Source organism: Sphingobacterium sp. UBA2610, assembly GCF_002339225.1.
Lineage (GTDB): Bacteria > Bacteroidota > Bacteroidia > Sphingobacteriales > Sphingobacteriaceae > Sphingobacterium > Sphingobacterium multivorum.
Map to the genome: position 1 here is coordinate 319,012 of NZ_DDKA01000019.1, position 24,525 is coordinate 343,536.

The following is a 24,525-nucleotide window of genomic DNA, read 5'->3' on the forward strand; positions in this document are numbered from 1 at the left end:
ATATTTATTATGGAATCTACTTGAGTTAGATCAATCCTTTTTCAGCCAATAACTCCGCTACCTGAACTGCATTTGTTGCAGCACCCTTACGTAAGTTATCCGCTACTACCCACATGTTGAGCGTATTTGGCTGAGATTCATCACGACGGATGCGTCCTACAAAAACCTCATCTCTACCGTGTGCATCCTTCGGCATTGGATATTGTAGTGACGCAGGATCGTCAACAACAATACAGCCACTTTGCGCGGCTAAAGCTGCACGTACATCATTCAAATCAAAGTCATTTTCAAATTCGATATTCAATGATTCAGAGTGTCCTCCCATAACAGGAATACGCACTGTCGTTGCAGTTACTTTAATAGAATCATCACGCATGATTTTATTTGTTTCCAAAATCATCTTCATCTCCTCTTTGGTGTATCCATTTTCTTGGAAAACATCAATATGCGGAATCACGTTCAGATCAATCTGATAAGGATAAGCTTTTTCACCATCTTTTCCAGCACGTTCATCCATCAATTGGTTAACGGCCTTAACACCTGTACCTGTTACAGATTGGTAGGTAGAAACGACAACACGTTTGATTTTATATTTATCATGTAATGGCTTTAAAGCCACCACCATTTGTATAGTTGAACAATTCGGGTTTGCAATAATTTTATCTTCAGCAGATAACACATCACCATTTACTTCTGGAACAACCAACTTTTTCGTTGGATCCATACGCCATGCTGAAGAATTGTCGATCACTGTAATTCCAGCTTCTGCAAATTGAGGGGCAAATTCTTTCGAGGTATCACCGCCAGCAGAAAATAACGCAACATCAGGTTTCAAAGCAATAGCCTCAGATGGTGTAACCACCTTATACTTCTTTCCCTTGAATTCAATTTCCTTACCCTTACTACGCTCTGAAGCTACTGGAATTAATTCTGTTACTGGGAAATTTCGCGCCGCCAACACGGTTAGCATCTCAGTACCTACAAGGCCTGTTGCGCCGACTACTGCCACTTTCATTTTTGTCTGTGTTTAAATTGTGTATATTAAAATTGTTATTTGATTTTGTTTTTAGTTGATTCTCGAAGAATGAATTCTTCAAATTTAAAAAATATTCCCCAATTCCACTATTAAAATAACAAAATATTAAGCGCTTAGCTAAAAATGTCACAACATTTAGCATTTCCCCTCCTAAATTGCTAAAATGGAATCGTTAAGTTCTTTGATTCATGCCATAAAATTAGAATTAAAGCAATTCAAAAAAAATAAAAATTTTCACCGCTTATTCAAAAAAAAAGAACAAACGATTGAAACAGTTTAAAATCTCATAAAAACAGTCCAAAGAGTCTAAAAATTAACATTTTTTCCCGGCTTCCTAAAAGACCACAAAGTTGATAGATACTGAAAAGCCTTTATATTTGCATCATAAACCGCCATGGTTGAAATTTCATTTTTCATTACATGATGAAACGTAAATTATGTCAGGCTAGATCCTATCATATCGATAGGAAGAAACGAGCGAAGCGATTCATTTATATTTTTGAGCATAAACACTCATTATAGTGAAAGCAGGAGCTTCCTAAAATAAAACTTACAAATGAAAGAAAGCATTATTATCATTGGTGCAAATGGCCAGATCGGCACAGAATTAGCTATCGCCTTGCGCAAAAAATTTGGTGCAGAGAATGTTGTAACCACTGACATTAGAGAACCACAGATTAAAAGCCCTGACGAAAATTTCGAAATCGCTAATGTCCTTGACAAAAATGGACTCGAGACATTATTTCAACAATATAAACCTACTCAAGTATATCTATTAGCTGCCATGCTTTCAGCTACAGGTGAAAAATACCCTGAGAAGGCTTGGGAATTGAACATGAATGGTCTGTTGAATGTGCTTGATCTAGCCGTGAGCTATAAAGTTTCAAAGATATTTTGGCCAAGCTCGATTGCTGTTTTTGGACCGCATTCTCCGAAAACAAATACCGAACAATATTGCGTAATGGATCCGAACACAATTTATGGCATCAGCAAGCTTGCAGGTGAGCGCCTTATAGAATGGTATCAAGAACACCGTGGTCTGGATATTCGCAGTGTCCGTTATCCAGGTATCATTTCTTGGAAAACAGAACCAGGGGGTGGCACAACGGATTATGCAGTCGATATTTTTTATGAAGCATTGAAAACCGGGACTTACGCCTGCTTCTTATCTGAAAACACGGCCTTACCAATGCTCTATATGGAGGATGCCATCCGTGGTACACTCGAATTAATGGATGCACCCAAAGAAAGCCTAAGCATTCGCCACAGCTATAACCTTGGTGGAATTACGTTTACTCCAAAAGAACTTGCGCAAGAAATTAAAAAAATTCTTCCTAATTTTGCAATCTCTTACATCGAGAACGATCCAAGACAACAGATTGCCGATTCATGGCCTGCTAGTCTAGACGATTCTTATGCAAGAAAAGACTGGAACTGGACGCCGGAATTTGACATCCAGAAGATGACAGTCGACATGATTGAAAATCTTAAAAACAAAATATAACAATGGGAAGAGCTTTCGAATTCAGAAAAGAGCGGAAATTCAAACGCTGGGCCAAAATGGCCGTTCAATTTACACGTTTAGGTAAAGAAATCGCTATGGCGGTTAAAGAAAGCGGCCCTCACCCTGAAACTAACTCGAGACTTCGTACAGCAATACACAATGCCAAGGCAGTAAATATGCCAAAGGATCGTATCGAAGCCGCAATCAAACGTGCTTCGGAAAAAGATTCAAAAGGTTACGAAGAATATGTATACGAAGGCTACGGCCCTCATGGCGTACCTGTATTAATTGAAACTGCAACAGATAACACCAACCGCACCGTAGGAAACATCCGTAGCTATTTCACAAAAGCAGGTGGTTCATTGGGGAAAACAGGATCATTGGATTTTATTTTCAATCGTAAATCCATTTTCCGTTTTGCTGCAACAGAGGAACTGGACCTAGAAGAGCTTGAATTAGAGTTGATCGATGGAGGCTTAGAAGAATTGTACGTAGAATCTGATGAAGAAGGCAATGATATTGCTGTCGTTCAAACTTCCTTTGAAGACTTTGGTAATATGCAAAAATTACTGGAAGAAAAGGGAATTGAAGTAACATCTGCAAAATTGGAACGTATCGCATTATCGCATTCAGATATTACGGAAGAACAAGCTGCTGATGTATTGAAGATGATCGATAAAATCGAAGAAGATGACGATGTTCAAGCAGTTTACCATAACATGGCTTAAGCTATTGAACCTATAAAACTATAAAAAAGAGCGCTTGTCGCTCTTTTTTATTTAAAGCACCGCCTAGCCCCGTCAGAAAAATTACTACATTTGTAATAGACTAAATCAAACTCGTACCAGAATGACTTTTGAAGAATTTTTCATAAAAAAGAAAATTGATTTAAAAGCTTTAAAAGCTGCAGATGAACCTTTATTTGAAGAGTTCAAAGCACATTATTCTGCTATGGGAGAAAAGAGTTTTGACCACAGCAAAAAGTTTTGGTTCAACAAGCTTCGAAAAAGTTTCCATTTAGCAGAGGAGGAAACTGTTATTGCAAAACCTGTTGAAAAGCAGGTTACCCCAGATGCATCATCCGAGACCTCCAGTATTCCTACGGCAAAACCAGCAGGCTTTAAACCGCGATTCAAGGCTCCTTCTGCCGCTGTAAAAGATGAAGCTCAAGCAACATCCAAACAGGAAATAGCTGATTCAGCGGAATCCACTCCAGATTCAATACCGACAGGCTTCAAACCGAGGTTCAAGGCCGGAGTTACCAAAGCTCCTGACGCAGCGGCAAGCACTCCTGCATCCGAAGAAACGACCGACGAAGCGACGACGGCGGCTCCAAAACCAACGGGTTTCAAACCGAGGTTTAAAGCTGGAGTAACCAAAGCTCCTGACGCAGCGGCAAGCACTCCAGCATCCGAAGAAACGACCGACGAAGCATCGACATCGGCTCCAAAACCTACAGGATTCAAACCAAGGTTTAAAGCTGGAATAACCAAAGCAGAAACTGCTGACCAGACACCGCTGTCCGATACGAAAGACGAACTTAAGTTAGATGCGAGCATAAAGGCTGAACCTGAAAACAACAGCACAGAAACACAGGAACCTGCTGCCAGTAAACCTACGGGTTTCAAACCGAGGTTCAAAGCCGGAGTAACCAAAACAGAAACTGCTGAACAAACACAGCTGCCCGATACCAAAGAAGAAATTAAGTTAGATGCGAGCGTAAAGGCTGAACCTGAAAACAACAGCACAGAAACACAGGAACCTGCTGCCAGCAAGCCTACAGGCTTCAAACCGAGGTTTAAAGCCGGAGTAACCAAAATAGAAACTGCTGAACAAACACAGCTGCCCGATACGAAAGACGAAATTAAGTTAGATGCGAGCGTAAAGGCTGAACCTGAAAACGACAGCATAGAAACACAGGAACCTGCTGCCAGCAAGCCTACAGGCTTCAAACCGAGGTTCAAAGCTGGCATAACAAAAATTGATAAAAAGGAAGAATAATTTTCACTACATTTAGACTGATTTCTCAATTAATTTTAAAATTCCGATTAAAAACCAAAAGACCAATGTTAAAGGAAGAAAGACAAGCATTCATCATACATCAGATCAACCTACATAATAAAGTTTTATCCTCAGACCTCAGTGTTCAGCTGAATGTGTCTGAAGATACAATCAGACGCGACTTGAACGAACTTGCTGAGAATGGTAAAGTTCTAAAAGTCTATGGTGGAGCATTATCAAAATCATTTCAGTTCCCTTTTCAGGATGGAAACGTATATGCCAAGGAGGCAAAGAAAGAAATTGCCAAGAAAGCAAGCACTTTAATCTCCAATGGAATGACTGTTTTAGTCGGAGGCGGGACAACCTTAATTGAATTAGCGAGAACAATACCCGATCATCTTCAGTGTACGTTTTTTACTATAAGTCCATTAGTTGCACTAGAATTGGCCGAAAAGCCAAATCTTGAAGTCATTTTAGTTGGCGGAAAACTTTCACGCAATACAAACATTGTTTCGGGAGCCCAAGTCGCTAATGAACTGGCCGATCTTAAAGTCGATCTTTGTTTGTTGGGAACAAATTCTCTTTCCGTAGAAGATGGGGTGACCGATTCAGACTGGGAAGTGGTGCAAATCAAACGTGCGATGATTAAATGCTCAAAAAAAGTAGCTATTCTGAGCATTGCGGAAAAACTTAATTCAGTTCAAAAAATGAAAGTTGTACCGTTACGTGATATTTCTTATTTGATTACCGATGTCAATCCAACTGACGTTTCCCTAAAAGAATTTGCGAATACAATTGCAATACTTTAATATTGCCGCTCATTTAATTTAGCATGTCATCGCAAACGAAAAATGACTCTTTAAAATCAAAAACAACAAAAGGACTGCTATGGGGTGGTATGGCCAGTATCATCCAGCAGTTTTTGGGCTTCGGCTTCGGCATCTTACTAAACCGTAAGCTAACAGCAGAAGACTATGGTTTAGTCGCTATGATCACCATCTTTTCTGTTCTCGCTTCTGCTTTTCAAGAAAGTGGATTTGTGTATGGGATTGTCAATAAAAAAGATGTTGAACATAAAGATTATAACGCGGTATTCTGGACAAGCGTAGGAATTGGAACATTTATTTATATCGTTCTATTTTTTGCAGCTCCTCTTATCGCTTTATACTATAATCAACCAGTACTAGTAGAGCTCAGCAGATTTACCTTTTTGTCCTTTTGGTTAGGTAGTTTTGGTATTGCACACAATGCTTACCTCTTCCGGAATTTAAAAATCAAAGAAAGGGTCATCACGGGAACCTTTGCTCTTATCGCATCAAATATAGTCGGCGTTTATTTAGCCTATAAGGACTATGCTTATTGGGCATACGCGATCCAAATTGTTTCCTATAGTGGTTTCAATATGCTCGGATTCTGGTATTTTTCCAAATTCAGACCTACTTTCCAGTTCGATCTTAAACCTATTCGTGACATTTTAGGATTTAGCAGCAAAATATTGGTCACCAACATTTTTATCAATATCAACAAAAATATATATGCAGCGATCTTAGGCCGGCATTATACCGCTGAAGAACTGGGGTATACCGTGAATCCAAATCGTTGGAGCATCATGGCCCAGAATATATTGACTAATATGGTCAATAATGTGACACAGCCTATTTTAAAAGAAATAGAAGATGATAAGGATAGACAAGTTCGGGTTTTTCGCAAACTGATTTCCTTTACAGCCTTTTTAGCCTTTCCAATGTTATTGGGTTTAACCACGGTAGCACAAGATTTTATTACTATTGCGATCACCGACAAATGGGCGCAAAGCGCCATATTTCTTCAAATATTTTGTATTGGTGCCGCATTTGATTCTGTAAGCAATGTTTTCTCTAACTTAATCATTAGCAAGGGGAAACCTGAAGTTTATATGCGGAATATCATTGTTTTTGGCCTACTCCAAATTGCCATCCTATTTTTCGGCAAATCATTAGGCCTAGAACTGCTCATTGGATTGACCTCGGCATTAAATGCCCTCTGGATATTCGTTTGGTACATATCAGCCAAACCTTATATGAACTATTCATTTCGTTATCTGCTAACAGATATTTTTGCTTATGCACTATTGGCAGCGATAAGCTGCTTAGCAGCACATTATGCCACCGCAGCCATCGCCAACCTCTATCTTCGGTTTGCAAGTACAATTGGAATTGCAGTATGCAGTTATATCATCGTAAATAGAATCTTTAAACCCAGTATTTTGTTGGAATTATACCACTATTTCCTAACAGTTATCCGAAAAAAATAGATGGCCAGGATTCTCACCATAATCGTCTCTTATAATTTTGAGCCTTGGATTCACAAGTGCTTACCCAGCCTATTGGATTCGAGTTACCCAACAGATATTTTAGTTGTCGACAACAACTCGGGGGACAATACAACACAGATCATAAAAGAAAAGTATCCATCAGTAAGACTCATAGAAAGTTCCGAAAATTTGGGTTTTGGAAAGGCCAACAACATTGGACTTGACATCGTTTTGAAAGAAAAGTATGATTATGCATTTTTGGTCAATCAGGACGCCTGGCTGGATCGGGACTGTATTGCCAACTTAGTGAAAGTCAACGCAGACAATATCGGAATTATCTCACCTATTCACTACGATGGAACCGAAACAACACTGGACTATGGTTTTGCTGTCTATACAAAAAACGCCATCATCGAAAATTCTAATCGAATTTGCACGTTCGTCAATGCTGCATTTTGGTTTATCCCCAATCTGGTGATCCGAAAAGTCGGTGGTTTCGCACCGATCTTTTTCCATTATGGAGAAGATAAAGATTATGCCAACCGCATCAAGTACTACGGATTAAGCATTATTCTCGCTGAAGGAGCCAAAGCCTACCACGATAGGCAACAACGTAAAACAGACCGCAAGGCCTTTCTGAAAAGCGAATTTGTCTATCATTTGACAGAATATTGCAATATCAATTATACTTTTGTAAAAGCTTTTTCCATGGCAATATTGGCAAGTCTAAAGAAAATGGCGTCTTCATTTTTTAAAGGTCATGCTTTTGAAGCAAAAAGCTACTTAAACATTGCTTTTAGATTGCTGGGCAAAACAGGAGCAGTTTACCGTACCCGTGTGACCAACAAAAAAGCCTTCAACAAAATCTATTGATAAATGAACAATACTGCTCCAGTCATACTTTTTGTGTACAATCGTCCTGATCATACAATAAGAACACTCTCAGCTTTAGAAAATAATATATTAGCAGACCAGACCACGCTATATATCTATTCGGATGCTGCAAAAAACGAAAAATCTGTTCAGGCAGTTACTGAAGTACGAAAGATTATCAATAAGCAATGGAACTTTAAAGAGGTTATTGTTGTAGAAAGGACAGAAAATTGGGGTTTGGCAGCCAATGTGATCGATGGTGTTACAAAAGTGGTCAATGCCCATGGAAAGATTATTGTTTTGGAAGACGATCTGGAAACTGCGGTGTTTGCACTAGACTATTTCAATCAGGCACTGGAGCGCTATAAAGATCAAGATCGGGTCATGGAGATCAGCGGTTATGGTTATCCGTTAAAAGATTTAGATAAATTGCCGGAGACTTTCTTTTTTCGGGTCGCCAATAGTTGGGGCTGGGCAACCTGGGACCGCGCCTGGCAACATTTCAATCCCAATATTGATGAACTTGTATCGGATTTTACCGCCGACCAAATACACCAATTCAGTATCGAGGGAAAAGAAAACTTCTGGAAGCAAGTGCAAGAATTTAAAACCGGAAAGATCAACTCTTGGGCCATACGCTGGTACGCTTCTGTATTCAAAAAAAATGGATTAGTTTTGTATCCAAGGAATTCAATGATACAAAATATTGGTAACGATGGATCGGGTACACATACAGCTGCAGAAGCTACGTATCAGGTTACACTAGCGGAAAGTCCTATACGGTATTTTCCGACGGAAATTTCAGAAAACAAGCAAGCTTATGAAGCCATCAAGTATTTCTACGCCCATCGGAAAGGATCTTTATTCAACCGTGGCATCCGATTCCTGAAGAAGAAAATAAATAAATTCAATACATAAAAAACATGTCTGCTCATCCTAAATTTTCGATTATAACTGTCGTTTACAACAATGTGCGTGACATAGAACACACCCTGAAATCTGTTGTCAATCAGAGCTATGGTCATATAGAGTATATTGTCATTGATGGACAATCAACCGACGGAACGTTAGAGATCATCCAAAAATACAAGGATAAAATCGCCGTCATCCTCTCCGAAAAGGATAAGGGTATCTATGATGCCATGAATAAGGGTTTAGCCTTAGCAACAGGCGATTATGTTCTTTTTTTAAATTCTGGAGACGAGATCTATGATCTGAATAGCATTGAGAACCTCGCCAAACTGAGCGATAACGCAGATATTCTTTACGGCGAAACAATCCTCGTGGACGACAACAGGAATATTATTGGTGAACGGCGGCACAAGGTTCCGGCTCATTTCGACTGGAAAAGCTTTCGCTACGGTATGAATATCTGTCATCAGGCGATCTACATCAAGCGGGAAATCGCCGAGCCATACGATCTCAATTATAAATTATGCGCTGATATTGACTGGGTTATCCGTTGTGCCAAAAAGGCAAAAAAAACGGTCAATGCACAGCAATATGTTGCCCGGTATCTTGTTGGCGGGATGTCAAAACAAAGACATCAGGAATCCTTGAAAGAGCGTTTTGCGATATTCAAACGCTACTATGGAGCCATTCCCAATTTATTCAATCATGGCATCATTGCGCTAAAAGCAGTTTGGTACCGTCTCAATTATGGAAAACCTCAAGACTAATGTTGAATCCTGAAATTTTAACCGAACTTGTTACAGTCAAGATGCCATTTGGCAAATACCAGGGATACACCTTATGTAATCTTCCTGAGCCCTATCTCGTGTGGTATAACCAAAAAGGCTTTCCAAAGGGAAAACTAGGCCAGCAGTTAGCAACACTCTATGAAATAAAGCTGAATGGCTTGGAATACCTCCTCGAACCTTTGAAGAAAAGGTGACGAGGGTCATTTTATTCCACTTATTATTTTTCGTAGCTTTGCACTAAATTTATTTTTAGCATTAAACGCCGTTTGCAGCGGTATCAATGAATATCATGACACAATATCAAACTTTGCTGTACTATTGTTACAGCCCTATCGAGGATGCCGAAAAATTCGCATCAGATCATTTAGAATTTTGTAAATCACTGAACTTAGTCGGCCGTATCATTGTAGCTGATGAAGGTCTTAATGGAACTGTTTCGGGTACTGTAGAATCCTGTAAAAGCTATATGGATGCCATTTATGCCGATGGTCGTTTCAATAAAACAGAGTTCAAAATTGACGATGTAGATGAACCATCATTCATTAAAATGCATTGCCGCTACAAAGCCGAAATTGTTCACTCTGGTTTGAGAGATCCAAAAGAAATTGACCCCAACCGTCAAACCGGTGTGCACCTTGAACCGAAGGATTTCTTAGCCATGAAAGACCAAGAGGATGTGGTTGTATTGGATGTACGCTCAAATTACGAGCACAATGTTGGTCATTTTAAAAATGCTGTTACCCTAGATATTGACAATTTCCGCGAGTTTCCGGAGAAAATCAAAGAGCTCGAACAATATAAAGGAAAAAAAATATTAACGTACTGCACAGGCGGTATCAAATGTGAGAAGGCATCTGCTCTCTTGTTAAAAGAAGGCTTCGAGGATGTTTATCAATTACATGGCGGCATTATCAAATACGGAAAGGAAGCAGGTGGTGAAGATTTTGAAGGTCAATGCTACGTCTTTGACAATCGTGTTACTGTCGATGTAAATTCTGTCAACCCATCCGTGGTATCAACTTGTTTTAACTGTGGCAAGCAAACCACTAAAATGATCAACTGCGCCAACCCAACTTGTAATGAACATTTCACACAATGTGATGAGTGCGGCTGGGAGATGGATGGATGCTGTTCGCCAGCATGTAAGGAAAATCCCAATAAACGTGAATATGACGGAACAGGATATTATGTCAAGGTACCTCAACCCGTCAATATTGACAAAATCAGCAAAAGAAAACATAAAAATTTTCCACCGAAAGTATCGGCCGAAGATTAATACAAATTGAACAAACAGAAAGCGGTCGGAAGTGTAGAACTTCCGACCGCTTCCTGTTTAGGATCTGCACCATCTTAGCTTCATCCCATACTAGCTTTTTATCAAGAAAAATAATAACCGAACACAGCTTACTTGCCAAACATACCGGCGATTGAATCAAGAATATTGCCCTTTGCCTGCCCATCGTTATTTTTATCAAAAAAACTGCCTGCCAATCCACCCAACATGTCGGTAACACTACCTCCCGATGCCGGCTGCTCAGTTGCTTGCGCTTGTTCTTCTTGGCTACCGCCTAAGAAAGAGCCTAATATACCACCCAACATACCGCCACCTGCATTTTGTTGTGTTCCACCACCAAGCACAGAGCCGATCAGATCACCAATCCCACCGCCGCTTGAAGCCTGCTTTTGTTGTCCTAGATACCCCATTACTATCGGAGCAAGTGTAGCCAATACTCCGGTGACCTGAGAAGAACTCAAGCCTGCTTTATCTGCTATATGCTGTGTCACGACTTCGGTATTTTGGCCGAACATATGGTTGACAATTTTATTGCCGTCTTCAGAAACATTTTGCTCACCGCCCTGTTCTGCTCCACCCTGTCCAAAGAAATCTCCAATTTTATCGAGTATCCCGCTATTGCTATGCTGGTCAATAGCCTTATCAATATTTTCCGCCTGCCCCTTGTTTTTGGCATTGTAATTCAATGCTGCAATCATCAAAGGAACTGCCGCTGCTACAATCCATTTTGCCTTGGATTCGCTGATACCAGTAATTTTTGAAATAGTCTCTATCGCTTTAGAGCCTACTCCACCTGTAACTAAATCTGTTAAGTTCATAAGTCTTCGTTTATAGTTATATAATGAAGATAACGATTTTTTTTGATGAGTTGAGATAATAGCTGATGATAAAAAAGCCCCATTGGATTACACAATCCAATGGGGCCATTTGAAAATCAATTTTTCAAATTAATAACTTTTATAAATAGCAATATCGTCCAATCCCAACCTTCCGTTATTAATCACATTGTTACTTGTCCCTAATCCAAGTTTGGTAACTCTAAAACGAACCGGCCCCTGAATATTCATTAAGAATACAGCCTGTTTTGAATTCATGCTCTCTGTCGTTGTATGCGCGTCCGAAATAGGCTCGCCTGTTTGCTTCCATGTCGTTCCTCCGTCGGTCGAGTATTCCAACTTGAACGTACACGAACGATCGGTGTAATACGAACCATACCAAAGCGTTACTTTTGAGGCCCCATTCGGCACATCAAAATTCATTTGCACATAACCATCAACACTTAAGTTCTGCTGCATACGGATGGCATTTTTTCCAGAAACGATACGATCACGACCAGCAGTTGTTCCTAGAATAGCCTGATACAGGTTCCATTGCCCCGTTGGAAAGGAGACCGCGTTTTTATCCTTCATATCATAGCTACCTTTCACACTCGCATCTACAGCATCAAAAGTTTCAGGCCAACCTGCATATAACTTACCGCTGGCATAAGCCATATCAGCATAACTCTGCATCCTAACTTGTAGCTTTTCGCCCTCCTTGAATGCAATTCCTCTGAATGATGCACTTGGAGCGATGGACTCCCCAGCAAATGTCGCATTATCTTGTGTATGCAATATAATCTCATTTTTATCACCATCCATTAAGATTTTATCTCCTTTCAACGCTGTCCCAGCTGCGGGTTCAGGTTCAACATCGGCTGTAATATCGATATAGGTTGATTCAAACTCATCAAACTTCGACTTTAGACTGGAAACAGCAACAGGTAATGGGGCAATAGTATTACCAGATGAGTAGACTTTAAGCTGTTGATTATTATCGACTGAAAGAACTAATAAGCCATCTTTTTTAATCAGTTTTGAACCGCTAATATTGATCTGAACCGAATCTCCAAATTTAAATTCAGACGCATTGGGTACCTGAACTAATATTCCACGGCGTTGATTTCGCCAAATATTCTGTACAGCAAGTGTATTTTCTGGTAAATTCTTATTTTCCGCATGCGAAACGACCACTACTTTGATATGTTCTGCCCCTTGTAGCGAAGACGCATTAAGCTGTAAATCGGCATTTTTATATAGACTGCGTAGCGCATACAACGATATTTCAGGATTTAGCGTCCCTATCGATTCATTGACGTTGTCTTTGATACAGCCGGACAGCAATGCTGACATCGCCAACATACTGCATAGTATTGATTTTAACTTTTTCATTGATTAGTTGATTGAAGGTTGCCACCACATTTTTTCATTTATCCCGTCTCCCCCCATACGACTCACAGCATCCTGATAATTTACTTTGTTTAAAGATTGTACAATTGTTGGATAATTTAAACGTACTGGCATTTTCCCTTGATTCAACAAGCCCGGACCTTTGTATAAATCCAATAATTGGGTTCTACGATATTCGTACCACTGTTGGAAATCCGTAAATAGCATCGCATAGTATTTTTGCAAATGCACCTTTTTCAATTTCGCATGATCACTATCTGTGGGCAGCAACTGAACCTTTGCACTGCTTAGGTAAGATGCTGGCGCTGTTAGCCCCCAGTATTCCATAGCCGCGTTCACCCCCTTTAAATAGGCTCCAGGCGCATCAACCTGAGCATACCCTCTCATACCACATTCAGCAATAATAAATTGCAACTCGGCGTAATTCATGATATTCCCCATATGCGAGTCGGCTTTTAGACTTGTTAAAAGCGTTGATTGTTGCTCGGGGACATTTCCTCTCTGGTATCCGGACTGCATACCGCCATATACTCCTAATGTGGCTTCAGTGGCCCAAATTTTTAATCGTGGGTCTGAAAGGTCCAGCAGATTATTGATAAAAAACTCTGAATAGCCTTTGTTTCCATTAAAATCTATGTCACGGCTATTAAAATAAGGATTCATATAAGGCTGTACATTGGTGTAGTATAAAGCAGCCGTTTCTGCATTGCTTTGCATCACCGGATATTCAGCGGCATTCGTTTCTAATATTTCTTTGATCTTTGCAACGGCATTGGTTTCTGACTTATGTGCTATACGTAGCAATAATCGGAGATATAAAGAATTACCAAATTTCTGCCATTTTCCAGGATCTGAATTAAATATAGGATCCATCGCTAAATTGGTCGATTCGACAGCAACCTTACCTTTCAAAAGCGTATTGGCCTCTTCTAATTTTCTAAAGATATCCGCATAAATATCGGACTGTTTATCAAATACAGGAGTTAAATTACTATCACTATACCCTTTATTGCTGTCTGTATAAGGTACATCACCATACATATCAGTTATTAACGAACTCACCCAAGCATCCAATATAAGCGAAATACCCTGGTATGTCTGGTAACCCTTCTGCTGCCCTTCCCCTGCCTTCTGATAAATGTCGCGTATATTCGTCAACTGTACGTACCATCCGGACCAGGTAGATTCCGCTTCTGACGGTCTGATTTCATACCGTTGAATCTCCAATGCATCATTCACCGTTACAGTCACTTGCATAAGCTCGTTGTTGATGCGCATATTCCGTGATAAATTTGTGTTTAACACATTGAGTAAAGCTGGCGCGATGAGACTTTGTGGCGCTGCCGCAGAAATTGCATTTGGATTTGTATTTATTGCGACAAAATCTTTTGTACAGCTCTGTAGTATCCCACAGGCTGCCAACAAAATAAAAGCTTTTCTTATATTCTTTTTCATAATACGCTGGATTTAAAATGAGAATGATAAATTGACACCCATTGTGCGGGTTGAAGGGAACTGGGCAATCTCTGCGCCCTTCTCAATACCGCTTGAATTTAGCGATCCAAACTCTGGGTCAAATGAAGGCCATTTGGTCATGACAAACAGATCTCTTCCGTACACGCCAATTGATGCGCGCTCAATTTTCAAGCGTTCAACAAAAGACTTAGGTAATGTATAGTCAAATCTGACCTCACGAAGCTTTATAAAGTCCGTGGAAAACGTATTTGATTCTATATTATCCCGGTTAAAATGTTTAGCATAATAATCTCCAGCAGACGCAACAACTGTATTCTTGCTGTAGCTTCCATCACTATTCTTCACAACACCATCGCCGATAATACCATTATATCGTCCCGGAATTGTCTTTTTTAATTTTCCCTCTTCCATCAATACGGCATGCGTCAACGAATATCCCACTCCGCCGAATTGACCATCAAATAAGAAATTAAATCTAAATCCTTTGTATTTAAATTCATTCCCCCAACCAAATTTGGTCGTTGCATTTGGATTACCGATATACATGTTCTGTTGGGACAATACAGGAAGTCCATTTTCATAAATAATTTGACCATCCTGATTTCGCTCATATCCGAGTCCATAGATATCACCAAATCGTTTACCAGGTATGGCCACAATTGTTCCTCTACTTCCAAACAACGTGGATAGCACTAATTCTCCTTGCAGATCTGCAGGTATGGAAATAACTTTCGAATCATAGCTCGTAAAATTTCCATACATATTCCAATTTAAGCCATCTTTCTTCTTGATAATATCGCCAGAAAGCGCAATCTCTATCCCCCTATTCCGTACCTCTCCAGCATTCGTAATCTGATTTCTGAAACCGCTTGAAGGATCCAGCGGAGACTCTATAATCTGATCAAATGTCGAGTTTGAATACAGAGTAAGATCTAATCTAAGTCGATCTCTGAACATTCTAAAATCTGTTCCTACTTCATAAGAACGCGTACTTTCGAACGTCAGATTTTCATCTGGAACGGTGGTTGGATTTGTAAGCCCTCCAGTGGTCCCCTCAACACTACGGTAACCATAAGAGTTTAGATAAGCCCGTTTTCCTCCACCTCCGACTTGAGCAATCGATGCTCTGACTTTCCAAAAATTTATCGCTTTTGGCAGGTTTAGCAATTGGGAAATAACAAAACTTGTATTAAGCGAAGGGTATATAAATGGTTTAACTTCATTCCGTTTCGGAGATGCTAATGTACTCGCCCAGTCGATACGATTCGTTGCATCGACAAAAATCATATCCTTATAACTATAATTTAGTAAGGCATATAAGCTATTGGCTGCATATTCCTCGCGGTAAGGTAAATAAACGATTTTTTCCCTCGCATTGGCAAAATTATATTGGTTTGGATAAATAAGACTATTAGCGTAAGCATCATCTTTAATATACTTATTGTGCATCAATGAACCTCCAACCGATGCGCCAAATTTGTGAAGATTGTTCCGTTGATTGTTATATTGCAATAAAAAGTCGGAAGTAATTTCCTGGTTATTGATGGACTGCTCCCGGTAATAGCCATAAGCGTACTTATAGGTATCAAATGGTCTCGATTGTTTGCGTTTATCATAGCTCCAATCGATTCCTGTCCGCACCATCAAATTCAACTCCTTATTGAATTTATAATCGGCCTGTAAATTTCCAATAATATTGTTTTTATCCTGCGCATTGATCATATCATAAGATATGGTTCTTGGATTATCCAACAGGTTTGAAAACGGAGTCATCTGTTCAATTCCTTCCTTTCCTAGAATCCAATTCTGCTCTAGCCAAGCTGCATTCACATTCGGCACAATGCCCCGTACAAAGTACATGTAACTTTGATTGTTATAACCGCTATTTGGTAAATTGTCTGATCCTCTATTATTAAAATTAATTTTTGTTGAAAGACTCAACTTATCCGTAATCTTATTATTGAACTGCATCGCGATGGTATTCCGATTATAGCCCATGTTGGGAATAATCCATTTATTCGTCACATTCGTATAAGAAAACCTTGAGCTGGTCTTTTCTGTGGCACCAGAAATACTGATCGAATTGGTAGACGTGAGCTCCGTTTGGAAAAGATCCTTTCGGTTGTTTTCATAGGGTCTCCATAAAGTCCGCTCTGGAGGTGTCAAACGATAGAAATTAGGATCGTACTGGTAATAATACTGTCCATCAAATTTGGGTCCCCAAGAAGAAGACGTACTTAAAGTACTTGCACCATCCTCTGACTGTCCGTAGGAATAATAAAGATCCTGATCAATCGCACCTTGACCATATTCGTATTGATAATCGGGCCATCTGTTAATTGTCCCAATTGCCGTATTCGAATTAACGGATACACCAATTTTATTTTTAGCCCCTTTTCCCTTTTTTGTGGTAATAATCACCGCGCCATGTGCGCCACGGGAACCATAGAGCGCTGAAGCGCCTGGTCCTTTCAATACTGAAACGGACTCGATATCATCCGGATTAATATCCGCCAATGATGTTCCAAAATCTACAGGAGAATCACTATCCAAATAATTGGAACTACCATTACCGGTCATCCGCGTCCCTCCTCCCATGACAACACCATCCACAACAATCAATGCGGAATTATCGCCCGTAAAAGATGTTTCCCCTCTTAAAATAATCTGATTGGATCCCAATGGCCCCGCACCCGACTTTACCAAATTCAAACCAGCGACTTTTCCTGTTAGAGCATCCGTCCAATTGTTTGAAATTGCATTCGTCAATTCCTCGCCTTTGACCGTGCTTATGGAATAGCCTAATGCCTTCTCTTCTCGCTGTATGCCTAGTGCTGTCACAACGACTTCATTGAGCGCCTCCGATCTCGAACTTAAAAAAATTTTAGCATTCAATTGGGCTGACGAAAAAGTTTGCGTTTCCGCTTCGTAACCGATTAGCTGAAAACGGATTGCTGTCCCTGATTCTACTTCAATATCGAAATTACCATTTCTGTCCGTCGCTCCTTTAACTACACCCGCTGCAAGGATTGATACGGATGCCAAAGGTTCTTTCGTCTGATTATCGACAACTTGCCCTTTTACTCTAATCTTGGTCTGCTTAACTGCATGCACAGCTTGATCAGATCCTAGTGGAGCCGCCATTGCTGTAAAATCCATATTACAGGCAATTGCTAATGCCACAAATAGCACTTTCGAGGAGGAGTGCCTTAGATTAATTTGGATAGGGTTAATACTAAACATAGTTATTGGTGTAAATTGTTAATTTTCAATTTGGCACAAAAATATATTCTTAACAAAAAGTTTGTTTTAACTTAATGTTTTCTTTTTGTTAACAATTGTTTCGAATAGCATTTCCTTTTATCATACTATTACCGTTTTAATAAAATGCTTTGAAGTTCACCCTGAAGGGATTATCATGCATTAGGCACGCTTTTAAGCGATCTTTCTTTGGTTATTTTATATTTACAAATCGAAAATAATTAATAATATTTAAAAAACGAAATAAATCGAAATTATTTAAAAGCCCATATTAAAATAAAAAAAACAAGAATTACTTAGTCTTTTAGGAATTATAAGACCGTCGGAAAGGGCCCGAAAGGAGGATTCTAGGATGTTTTAAGTAAATTTACTCCCCCCTTTAAGTAGCTATTTAGTATTTTACATAACTACTATATCCATGCTAAAACAATACCGTAACTATACTGGAAGTATACGGTAACTTTCATGTAAAACTACGACAAGAGTAAATAACCGTAGACACAGCTGCCAACTGGGGTAAAAAGTGGGTGATCAAAGCTTCAGTATCCGCAATACTGAAGAAAACAAAAAGAGCCCAAACTTTCGTTGGGCTCTTTATTACAATAGAAGCGTTAAGGCTTAAGCCTTCTCGAAACTCCACTTCACATAGTTAATGTTCTTGTCATGCGCCAAATACTTCCGTTCGTATAATGTTTTAATGGATAAAACGTTATCAACCAAGTCTGAATGGTAAAGATCTGTCGTTTCCTTATATTTTTTCAAACCCTGTAAATCGATCTGCTCTAGTGTGTAAGCATAAAAACCGTCATTGTCTGTTTTCAGATTCATCATTCCTTCAGGCTTCATAATGATTTTATAACGTTCCAAAAACTTTGGCCCGGTCAATCGTTTCTTTTCTCGGCTATCTTGCGGTTGCGGATCCGGAAAGGTAATCCAGATCTCATCAATTTCATTTTCAGCAAAATGTTCAAGGATAGTCTCAATTTGTATCCGAAGAAAAGCAACATTCCGAATTCCATCCTCCAAAGCTGTTTTGGCTCCTCGCCAAATACGATTACCTTTAAAATCGATACCGATGAAATTTTTCTCCGGAAACAATCTCGCTAGATTAACAGTATACTCACCTTTACCACAAGCAAGCTCCAAAACAACTGGATTATTGTTACCAAATTGCTTCTCAGCCCATTTTCCTTTATATTCTTTGCCTGCGTCGAGTTGGATTACATTTTCAAAAGTAGCAACTTCAGCAAATTTACGTAGTTTGTCCTTTCCCATTTTTTAATAAATATCCCGCAAAAATAACCTTATATTCCCGCTAAAAAAAATAAATCTGAGAGACAGCACGAATACCGGTAATTACAGAACAATCTGAAGTCCTGTAGCAGACACAGGAATGCATAAATTGCATCCACACGGGCGAATTATATTGCATATAAAAAGCAATTTATCTAAGTTTGCAGGAATCAATAACTTATCGTGGAGAAAGACGCTAAAATTTATATAGCAGGCCATCGTGGAATGGTCGGATCGGCAATTCATCGCAAACTATCGGAGCTTGGGTACAACAACATTGTCACACGCACATCTTCCGAATTAGATCTGCGCAATCAGCAAGCAGTGGCTGATTTTTTCGATCAGGAAAAACCGGACTATGTTTTCTTAGCCGCAGCCAAAGTTGGCGGGATCATGGCGAACAACACCTATCGCGCTGATTTTATCTACGAGAATATGGCTATACAGAATAACGTCATCAAATCTTCCTACGATAATAAGGTTAAAAAATTAATGTTCTTAGGCTCAAGCTGTATCTATCCAAAAATGGCTCCGCAGCCTTTGAATGAAGACATGCTACTCACGGGTACTCTGGAGCCTACAAATGAGCCTTACGCAATTGCTAAAATCGCGGGAATAAAAATGGCGGAAGCTTTCAGGGATCAGTATGGATGCAATTATATCTCCGTTATGCCAACAAATCTTTACGGAATTAACGACAATTACCATCCGCAAAATTCACATGTCTTACCGGCCTTGATCAGAAGATTTCATGAAGCTAAAATCAATCAGCTCCCTGAAGTTATGATCTGGGGAACAGGGACCCCCTTACGGGAATTTCTTTTTTCCGATGACCTGGCAGATGCCTGCGTTTTCTTAATGAATAATTACGACGAGAAACAATTTGTCAACATTGGCATTGGCGAAGATTTAAGCATTAAGGAACTTGCCGAATTGATTAAAGACGTCATTGGTTACCAGGGAACTATTTCCTTCGACAGTTCCAAACCTGACGGAACACCGCGAAAACTCATGGATGTCTCAAAACTACATGCGCTGGGCTGGAAACATCGAGTTAACCTTCGGGAAGGCATTCAACTAGCTTATGCGGATTTTTTGAAGAAAGAAGCAAATGCTTTTGAATAAATCCAACGCGATCGCATTAGTAGGTCTCGCTATAGGAAGGAATTCCGTACTCGTTAACCTCATCCTTGATCACTGCATTTTCAGCTTCCGCAGCTTTATTTTTCTTCTTTTTCTTGGGACGAATAAAGCTCGTTAATTTACCGATGAGGCCGGTGATTTTATCTTGATTGATCTGGCCGACAGCACGCTCTGATAACAGCAACATCAGCGCTTTCTTTAAAACGCCCGTATTTTTTAGGAACAACCTATTCATAACAAAGGGAACCCCAATACGTAAGATCTTCGTTAACCAATCAGAATCTGGATTATTACTTTTGGCAAACATCTGCTGTATAATATTCGCACCCGGGATATTATTTTTTAAGGAATTAAAAAAACGGATGGGGGCCTCTATTTTATTGTTAAGCAATGTAAATTGAGCCTTTAGATATAGCTCCTGCTCATTCTTTAATGTCTTTAAGCGCAATATTTCAGCTTTAAGTTCCTGTAAATTACGTATTTTGGTCTGTTTATTGTTCATTTGTAGCCCTTTCTCTATCAAGTTTTTCTTTATGCAGTTCTTCCTCTTCTTCCTCAATTTCATCGTTCCATTTAGCCAAAAAACGTCGAATGGAGAGATCCATAAATTTTGATTCCAGCATAGGCTCAAAAACGCGGATTAGGATAATGATCACTAAGAAGATACCTGCTGTTGCCAAAAAACCTAATGAATAACTACCCAATAACTCTCCCAGCCAAAAACCTAGTGCTAAGCATAAGAAAAACAGAACAAATAAAGTAAAAATAAGCTTAGTTGCATCTACCACTAAGCTTGCAATTAAACGAGATGATCGTTCAATTGTTTTTAATTTAACAAGTTTAAATTGGGAGTCAATATACTCCTTGGTCTTTTGAAACGTACCACTTAGTGAAAATTTTTCTTCTTCCATGCATCTAAAATTTATTCAGGCTATTTCAGCCCATAACTAAAAAAACGAAAACGCTGTATCTTATAACCGCAACACAGCACTACTCTATACCCATGAAGAGCGCGCAGCTATCGTAAAAACAGCTATCTCGCGAAATAGCCTGATAATATGTACTCTACACCAATTATTCTTTTGAATAATCTGCGAACTATGCATGTTCGATGATATCATCATCCAGCACTTCTTCTGCCTGATTTAACTTCCCTTTTAACGTAGAAACAATCTTCTCTTTGAAATCATTCAACTGATCAAATTGCTCCTCTGCTCTTTCCCGAATAGCATCACTCAAATCGCTTAATGAATCATTTATTTTATCTCTTGTATCCGACCCTTTGTCTGGAGCAAATAAAACTCCCAAAGCTGCACCCGCGGCAAGACCGGCTAATAACGCCAAAGCTACTTTACTTGTGTCATTCATTTCTTTTTCTTTTAAAGTTCTAAATCTATTACGAAGAATCTAGTCCTCGTTAATAATACAATTAACAAAGCAAATCGTTTGCCAAACAATGCTTTTTATCCGTTATTAATAAGGAACTATATTAACAATATAATCATTTTTTTCGGTAATCTTGGATCCTCCATCAATATTTCACCCGACAATTATTAACTTACTCAATTTTTTAGTATCTTTAAATCAGTCGATTATGAAAATTATGCTAAATAAAACCTATTGCAGCGCCGTCTATGGGATAAATGCCTGCACTATTACCGTCGAGGTAATCGTATCTACTGGCCTCCATTATTATATCGTTGGCCTGCCTGACAATGCCGTTAAAGAAAGCTTAAGACGTATCGAAAGTGCCATTAATTCCTGTCAACTTCACATGCCACGCCAAAAGATCGTTGTCAACTTGGCACCCGCAGATATTCGTAAAGAAGGTTCAAGTTACGACCTATCAATTGCAATAGGCATATTAGCATCTTCCGGCCAAATCACAAATATCCGTCTGGAAGACTATCTTATTTTAGGCGAGCTATCATTAGACGGAAGTATTAAGCCCATACGTGGTGTTCTACCAATTGCATTACAGGCGCGCAAAGAAGGGTTTAAAGGAATAATATTACCTAAAGCAAATGCAAAAGAGGCAGCTATCGTCACTGAAATCGATGTTATTGGTGTAGAAAATCTGACCCAAGTAGTGGAATTTCTCAATCATACTGTAACAATCGAGCCTACAAAAGTTAACATACAAACATTTTTTCAGGATGATACGGCCATTTATGACGTCGATTTCTCTGATGTACAAGGACAGGAGAATATCAAACGAGCGCTGGAAATCGCAGCATCTGGTGGACATAACCTTATTTTAATAGGTCCACCAGGAGCAGGAAAAACCATGTTGGCAAAAAGACTACCAACGATCCTTCCCCCACTCAATATGACCGAATCGCTGGAAACGACCAAAATACACTCTGTGTCTGGAAATCTAAAGGCGAAAGACTCCCTCGTCACTGCACGGCCCTTTCGTTCTCCACATCATACAATATCCGATGTGGCCATGGTAGGGGGCGGCTCAAATCCATTGCCGGGTGAAATTTCTTTATCCCACCATGGCGTATTATTCCTTGACGAATTGCCAGAATTCAAACGGAGCGTCCTCGAAGTCATGCGTCAGCCACTTGAATCGCGTCAAATTACGATATCAAGAGCTAAACTTACCGTCGAGTACCCCGCAAGTTTTATGCTCATTGCTGCCATGAATCCCTGCCCCTGTGGTTATTTCAATCACCCCGAGAAAGAATGCATCTGCGGCACTAACACCGTTCAGCGTTATCTAAGCAAAATATCAGGACCACTTTTAGACCGTATAGACCTCCACATCGAAGTCACCCCCGTGCTATTTGATGAATTGAATACAACACGTTCTATAGATGATAGCCGCACGGTACGCCGTCGGGTCATTCAGACACGCGAAATCCAGAAAGAACGTTTTAAATCCTTCCCAGACATCCATTGTAATGCCCAGATGAGTACACAATTGACCCGAGAAATATGTCAGATTGATGAGCCCGGAAGGAAGTTACTTAAAACGGCTATTGAACGTCTGAGCCTATCTGCAAGAGCATACGATAGAATACTCAAAGTTGCTCGAACAATCGCTGATATGGAGCAAAGTAAAATGATCGAAAATCATCATCTCGCCGAAGCGATCCAGTATAGAAATTTAGATCGGGAAACCTGGGGTGGAAAATTTTAAAACTGAGCCAAACAATGCTTAATAACCCAAGGGAAACAGATAATCGTCAAGATCAGACCCGACAATGCGCCAAAGAAATGAGCATCGTGATTTATACCATCTTGCGCTTTTTTTGACGCCCACACACAGTAACCTAAAAACAAAAATGCAAACAGATAAGCCGGCATCGGTATAATCATCATCACACCAATGGTAATTTTCGGATCGAAAAGAATGTAGCTAAACAGAACCCCACAAATCGCACCTGAAGCGCCTAAACTATAGTAACCGGGGTTATTTTTTTGCTGGATGATTGTTGGAATATCGCTCAAGATCAAACTACCGACATAGATTACGGCAAATAAAATATGACCGTATGGACTTGCTTCTGCAAGTATGCGCTCCAAACCAAATGCAAAATAATAGAAGGTAAGCATATTAAACAGCAGATGCCCCCAATCTTTATGCACAAAGCCACTGGTAAGGATGGTATACCATTTTCGATTACGTGCGATACTATACGGATGCAACATCAGTTTACCGTAAAGTTGTTCATGTGAAAACGTATAGATACTGGTAGCGAGGGTAAGGACGAAAATAATACTCGCCACAGGCATGTATTGTAAATAAAATAATAACATAAGTGTTCTAGAATCTATCTTCTAAAAGTAAAACGTAAAATTCTTTTGGCCCATGTGCACCCAAGACTAACCTTTTCTCAATATCTGCTGTCCGAGACGGACCTGTAATCGTAGAGATCATTGTCGGGATTTCTTGACCATAGCGCTTTTGCATGTAAGCTAGAGCATCTTTGAGATCCCAAACCAATTGCGAAGCTTTGGCAATGACAATATGAATTGGAGGATATATACTCAACCTGCGTCCTGAAGCATTTGCATTACTCACCATAACACTTCCATTACGTGCAACCAATGCTTCACATGAGGTAATGCTCGCATTTGCTGATTCAAAATCTTCCGCTGTTTTTAAAAAAGGGAAACCATATGGACTGAGTAAATTTTGAACACCTTGTTCCCAAGCGTATATATTTTTGATATTATTCTCCTCGGTCAATAAAATCAGATTTTCAATCAGACCGATCTCGCCATCACAATACAGAAACTTGCCTCCCGCAGCAGTCAATTCGCGAACAAAAACAATATCCACCAACTCATCCTCTTCTTTATAAAGCGGCGTTTCTTTGAAATTGGGATGTGGATTATCGTTTTTCTGTAGTAATGCCTGACGTACCCGTTTTAACATTATCTCTTTCGCTGTTGCGTTCTTCACGTTCAT

Annotated in this window: 23 protein-coding genes; 12 read left to right on the forward strand and 11 right to left on the reverse strand. The window is 39.6% G+C overall.

The window, feature by feature from the left end:
- Window positions 1-25: 25 nt before the first annotated feature.
- Window positions 26-1,015: an aspartate-semialdehyde dehydrogenase gene (locus tag B4Z47_RS14010; RefSeq protein ID WP_046671587.1), complete on the reverse strand. Its 990-nt coding sequence runs from the start codon at window positions 1,013-1,015 to the stop codon at window positions 26-28.
- A gap of 577 nt (window positions 1,016-1,592) precedes the next feature.
- On the opposite strand from B4Z47_RS14010, the gene B4Z47_RS14015 reads away from it, so the two are divergent.
- From B4Z47_RS14015 to B4Z47_RS14060, 10 genes are all read left to right on the forward strand, one after another.
- Window positions 1,593-2,540: an NAD-dependent epimerase/dehydratase family protein gene (locus B4Z47_RS14015; RefSeq protein WP_046671586.1), complete on the forward strand. Its 948-nt coding sequence runs from the start codon at window positions 1,593-1,595 to the stop codon at window positions 2,538-2,540.
- A gap of 2 nt (window positions 2,541-2,542) precedes the next feature.
- Complete coding sequence (locus B4Z47_RS14020) at window positions 2,543-3,268, forward strand: YebC/PmpR family DNA-binding transcriptional regulator (protein WP_070561411.1); 726 nt, start codon at window positions 2,543-2,545, stop codon at window positions 3,266-3,268.
- Window positions 3,269-3,389: 121 nt separating this feature from the next.
- Window positions 3,390-4,541, forward strand: a complete 1,152-nt coding sequence (locus B4Z47_RS14025) for a hypothetical protein (RefSeq protein ID WP_115046391.1) — start codon at window positions 3,390-3,392, stop codon at window positions 4,539-4,541.
- 65 nt (window positions 4,542-4,606) lie between these two features.
- Window positions 4,607-5,350 carry a DeoR/GlpR family DNA-binding transcription regulator gene (locus B4Z47_RS14030; RefSeq protein ID WP_046673148.1) on the forward strand — a complete coding sequence of 248 codons (744 nt, stop codon included), beginning with the start codon at window positions 4,607-4,609 and terminating at the stop codon, window positions 5,348-5,350.
- A 23-nt stretch (window positions 5,351-5,373) separates the two neighbouring features.
- Window positions 5,374-6,834 (forward strand): lipopolysaccharide biosynthesis protein, encoded by a 1,461-nt coding sequence (locus tag B4Z47_RS14035; protein ID WP_070561415.1) that lies wholly within the window; start codon window positions 5,374-5,376, stop codon window positions 6,832-6,834.
- On the forward strand, window positions 6,835-7,707 hold the full coding sequence (locus B4Z47_RS14040; RefSeq protein WP_115046389.1) for a glycosyltransferase family 2 protein: 873 nt from the start codon (window positions 6,835-6,837) through the stop codon (window positions 7,705-7,707).
- 3 nt (window positions 7,708-7,710) lie between these two features.
- Window positions 7,711-8,625 (forward strand): glycosyltransferase, encoded by a 915-nt coding sequence (locus tag B4Z47_RS14045; RefSeq protein WP_115046387.1) that lies wholly within the window; start codon window positions 7,711-7,713, stop codon window positions 8,623-8,625.
- A 5-nt stretch (window positions 8,626-8,630) separates the two neighbouring features.
- Window positions 8,631-9,386, forward strand: a complete 756-nt coding sequence (locus tag B4Z47_RS14050) for a glycosyltransferase family 2 protein (RefSeq protein ID WP_070561421.1) — start codon at window positions 8,631-8,633, stop codon at window positions 9,384-9,386.
- The gene (locus B4Z47_RS14055) at window positions 9,386-9,601 is read left to right on the forward strand and encodes a DUF3820 family protein (protein ID WP_046673143.1); all 216 of its coding nucleotides are present in this window, start codon (window positions 9,386-9,388) and stop codon (window positions 9,599-9,601) included. Before B4Z47_RS14050 ends, B4Z47_RS14055 begins: the two co-directional genes overlap by 1 nt.
- A 95-nt stretch (window positions 9,602-9,696) precedes the next feature.
- Complete coding sequence (locus tag B4Z47_RS14060; protein ID WP_070561516.1) at window positions 9,697-10,683, forward strand: rhodanese-related sulfurtransferase; 987 nt, start codon at window positions 9,697-9,699, stop codon at window positions 10,681-10,683.
- Between the two features lie 128 nt (window positions 10,684-10,811).
- On the opposite strand, the gene B4Z47_RS14065 is transcribed toward B4Z47_RS14060, so the two are convergent.
- From B4Z47_RS14065 to trmB, 5 genes are all read right to left on the reverse strand, one after another.
- Entirely contained in the window at window positions 10,812-11,519 is a 708-nt protein-coding gene (locus tag B4Z47_RS14065) for a DUF937 domain-containing protein (protein ID WP_070561423.1), read from the reverse strand.
- 129 nt (window positions 11,520-11,648) lie between these two features.
- Window positions 11,649-12,911 (reverse strand): DUF5689 domain-containing protein, encoded by a 1,263-nt coding sequence (locus B4Z47_RS14070; protein ID WP_139144882.1) that lies wholly within the window; start codon window positions 12,909-12,911, stop codon window positions 11,649-11,651.
- A gap of 3 nt (window positions 12,912-12,914) precedes the next feature.
- Window positions 12,915-14,384 (reverse strand): SusD/RagB family nutrient-binding outer membrane lipoprotein, encoded by a 1,470-nt coding sequence (locus tag B4Z47_RS14075; protein WP_070561428.1) that lies wholly within the window; start codon window positions 14,382-14,384, stop codon window positions 12,915-12,917.
- A gap of 12 nt (window positions 14,385-14,396) precedes the next feature.
- Entirely contained in the window at window positions 14,397-17,648 is a 3,252-nt protein-coding gene (locus B4Z47_RS14080; RefSeq protein WP_115046386.1) for a SusC/RagA family TonB-linked outer membrane protein, read from the reverse strand.
- A 636-nt stretch (window positions 17,649-18,284) separates the two neighbouring features.
- Window positions 18,285-18,941 carry a tRNA (guanosine(46)-N7)-methyltransferase TrmB gene (gene trmB / locus B4Z47_RS14085; RefSeq protein WP_286727423.1) on the reverse strand — a complete coding sequence of 219 codons (657 nt, stop codon included), beginning with the start codon at window positions 18,939-18,941 and terminating at the stop codon, window positions 18,285-18,287.
- 201 nt (window positions 18,942-19,142) lie between these two features.
- Here trmB and fcl point away from each other — a divergent pair, with 201 nt between their 5' ends.
- Window positions 19,143-20,084, forward strand: a complete 942-nt coding sequence (fcl, locus tag B4Z47_RS14090) for a GDP-L-fucose synthase (protein WP_070561434.1) — start codon at window positions 19,143-19,145, stop codon at window positions 20,082-20,084.
- A gap of 16 nt (window positions 20,085-20,100) precedes the next feature.
- Here the strand turns inward: fcl and B4Z47_RS14095 are convergent, their stop codons facing one another.
- The 3 genes from B4Z47_RS14095 to B4Z47_RS14105 form a co-directional block, all read right to left on the reverse strand.
- On the reverse strand, window positions 20,101-20,604 hold the full coding sequence (locus B4Z47_RS14095) for a hypothetical protein (protein ID WP_070561436.1): 504 nt from the start codon (window positions 20,602-20,604) through the stop codon (window positions 20,101-20,103).
- On the reverse strand, window positions 20,594-21,013 hold the full coding sequence (locus B4Z47_RS14100) for a hypothetical protein (RefSeq protein ID WP_070561438.1): 420 nt from the start codon (window positions 21,011-21,013) through the stop codon (window positions 20,594-20,596). Before B4Z47_RS14100 ends, B4Z47_RS14095 begins: the two co-directional genes overlap by 11 nt.
- A gap of 187 nt (window positions 21,014-21,200) precedes the next feature.
- Window positions 21,201-21,470 (reverse strand): YtxH domain-containing protein, encoded by a 270-nt coding sequence (locus B4Z47_RS14105; RefSeq protein ID WP_070561440.1) that lies wholly within the window; start codon window positions 21,468-21,470, stop codon window positions 21,201-21,203.
- A 235-nt stretch (window positions 21,471-21,705) separates the two neighbouring features.
- Between B4Z47_RS14105 and B4Z47_RS14110 the strand changes: the two genes are divergently transcribed.
- The gene (locus B4Z47_RS14110) at window positions 21,706-23,250 is read left to right on the forward strand and encodes a YifB family Mg chelatase-like AAA ATPase (protein ID WP_070561518.1); all 1,545 of its coding nucleotides are present in this window, start codon (window positions 21,706-21,708) and stop codon (window positions 23,248-23,250) included.
- Here the strand turns inward: B4Z47_RS14110 and B4Z47_RS14115 are convergent.
- Together B4Z47_RS14115 and B4Z47_RS14120 are read right to left on the reverse strand one after the other, a co-directional pair.
- Window positions 23,247-23,870, reverse strand: coding sequence for a rhomboid family intramembrane serine protease (locus B4Z47_RS14115; protein ID WP_115046384.1), 624 nt, complete (start codon window positions 23,868-23,870; stop codon window positions 23,247-23,249). The genes B4Z47_RS14110 and B4Z47_RS14115 overlap by 4 nt on opposite strands.
- Before the next feature lie 7 nt (window positions 23,871-23,877).
- On the reverse strand, window positions 23,878-24,525 hold the full coding sequence (locus tag B4Z47_RS14120) for a LutC/YkgG family protein (RefSeq protein WP_115046382.1): 648 nt from the start codon (window positions 24,523-24,525) through the stop codon (window positions 23,878-23,880).

Bases quoted from the DNA above. Each gene is read 5' to 3' on its own strand.
- B4Z47_RS14060 (WP_070561516.1), top strand. From the start codon at position 9,697: ATGACACAATATCAAACTTTGCTGTACTATTGTTACAGCCCTATCGAG.
- B4Z47_RS14010 (WP_046671587.1), bottom strand. From the start codon at position 1,015: ATGAAAGTGGCAGTAGTCGGCGCAACAGGCCTTGTAGGTACTGAGATG.
- B4Z47_RS14105 (WP_070561440.1), bottom strand. From the start codon at position 21,470: ATGAATGACACAAGTAAAGTAGCTTTGGCGTTATTAGCCGGTCTTGCC.
- B4Z47_RS14035 (WP_070561415.1), top strand. From the start codon at position 5,374: ATGTCATCGCAAACGAAAAATGACTCTTTAAAATCAAAAACAACAAAA.
- B4Z47_RS14040 (WP_115046389.1), top strand. From the start codon at position 6,835: ATGGCCAGGATTCTCACCATAATCGTCTCTTATAATTTTGAGCCTTGG.
- B4Z47_RS14115 (WP_115046384.1), bottom strand. From the start codon at position 23,870: ATGTTATTATTTTATTTACAATACATGCCTGTGGCGAGTATTATTTTC.
- B4Z47_RS14020 (WP_070561411.1), top strand. From the start codon at position 2,543: ATGGGAAGAGCTTTCGAATTCAGAAAAGAGCGGAAATTCAAACGCTGG.
- B4Z47_RS14110 (WP_070561518.1), top strand. From the start codon at position 21,706: ATGCTAAATAAAACCTATTGCAGCGCCGTCTATGGGATAAATGCCTGC.
- B4Z47_RS14080 (WP_115046386.1), bottom strand. From the start codon at position 17,648: ATGTTTAGTATTAACCCTATCCAAATTAATCTAAGGCACTCCTCCTCG.
- B4Z47_RS14065 (WP_070561423.1), bottom strand. From the start codon at position 11,519: ATGAACTTAACAGATTTAGTTACAGGTGGAGTAGGCTCTAAAGCGATA.
- B4Z47_RS14045 (WP_115046387.1), top strand. From the start codon at position 7,711: ATGAACAATACTGCTCCAGTCATACTTTTTGTGTACAATCGTCCTGAT.
- B4Z47_RS14095 (WP_070561436.1), bottom strand. From the start codon at position 20,604: ATGAACAATAAACAGACCAAAATACGTAATTTACAGGAACTTAAAGCT.
- B4Z47_RS14030 (WP_046673148.1), top strand. From the start codon at position 4,607: ATGTTAAAGGAAGAAAGACAAGCATTCATCATACATCAGATCAACCTA.
- B4Z47_RS14120 (WP_115046382.1), bottom strand. From the start codon at position 24,525: ATGAACGTGAAGAACGCAACAGCGAAAGAGATAATGTTAAAACGGGTA.
- B4Z47_RS14050 (WP_070561421.1), top strand. From the start codon at position 8,631: ATGTCTGCTCATCCTAAATTTTCGATTATAACTGTCGTTTACAACAAT.
- B4Z47_RS14100 (WP_070561438.1), bottom strand. From the start codon at position 21,013: ATGGAAGAAGAAAAATTTTCACTAAGTGGTACGTTTCAAAAGACCAAG.
- B4Z47_RS14015 (WP_046671586.1), top strand. From the start codon at position 1,593: ATGAAAGAAAGCATTATTATCATTGGTGCAAATGGCCAGATCGGCACA.
- B4Z47_RS14025 (WP_115046391.1), top strand. From the start codon at position 3,390: ATGACTTTTGAAGAATTTTTCATAAAAAAGAAAATTGATTTAAAAGCT.
- B4Z47_RS14075 (WP_070561428.1), bottom strand. From the start codon at position 14,384: ATGAAAAAGAATATAAGAAAAGCTTTTATTTTGTTGGCAGCCTGTGGG.
- B4Z47_RS14070 (WP_139144882.1), bottom strand. From the start codon at position 12,911: ATGAAAAAGTTAAAATCAATACTATGCAGTATGTTGGCGATGTCAGCA.
- B4Z47_RS14055 (WP_046673143.1), top strand. From the start codon at position 9,386: ATGTTGAATCCTGAAATTTTAACCGAACTTGTTACAGTCAAGATGCCA.
- trmB (WP_286727423.1), bottom strand. From the start codon at position 18,941: ATGGGAAAGGACAAACTACGTAAATTTGCTGAAGTTGCTACTTTTGAA.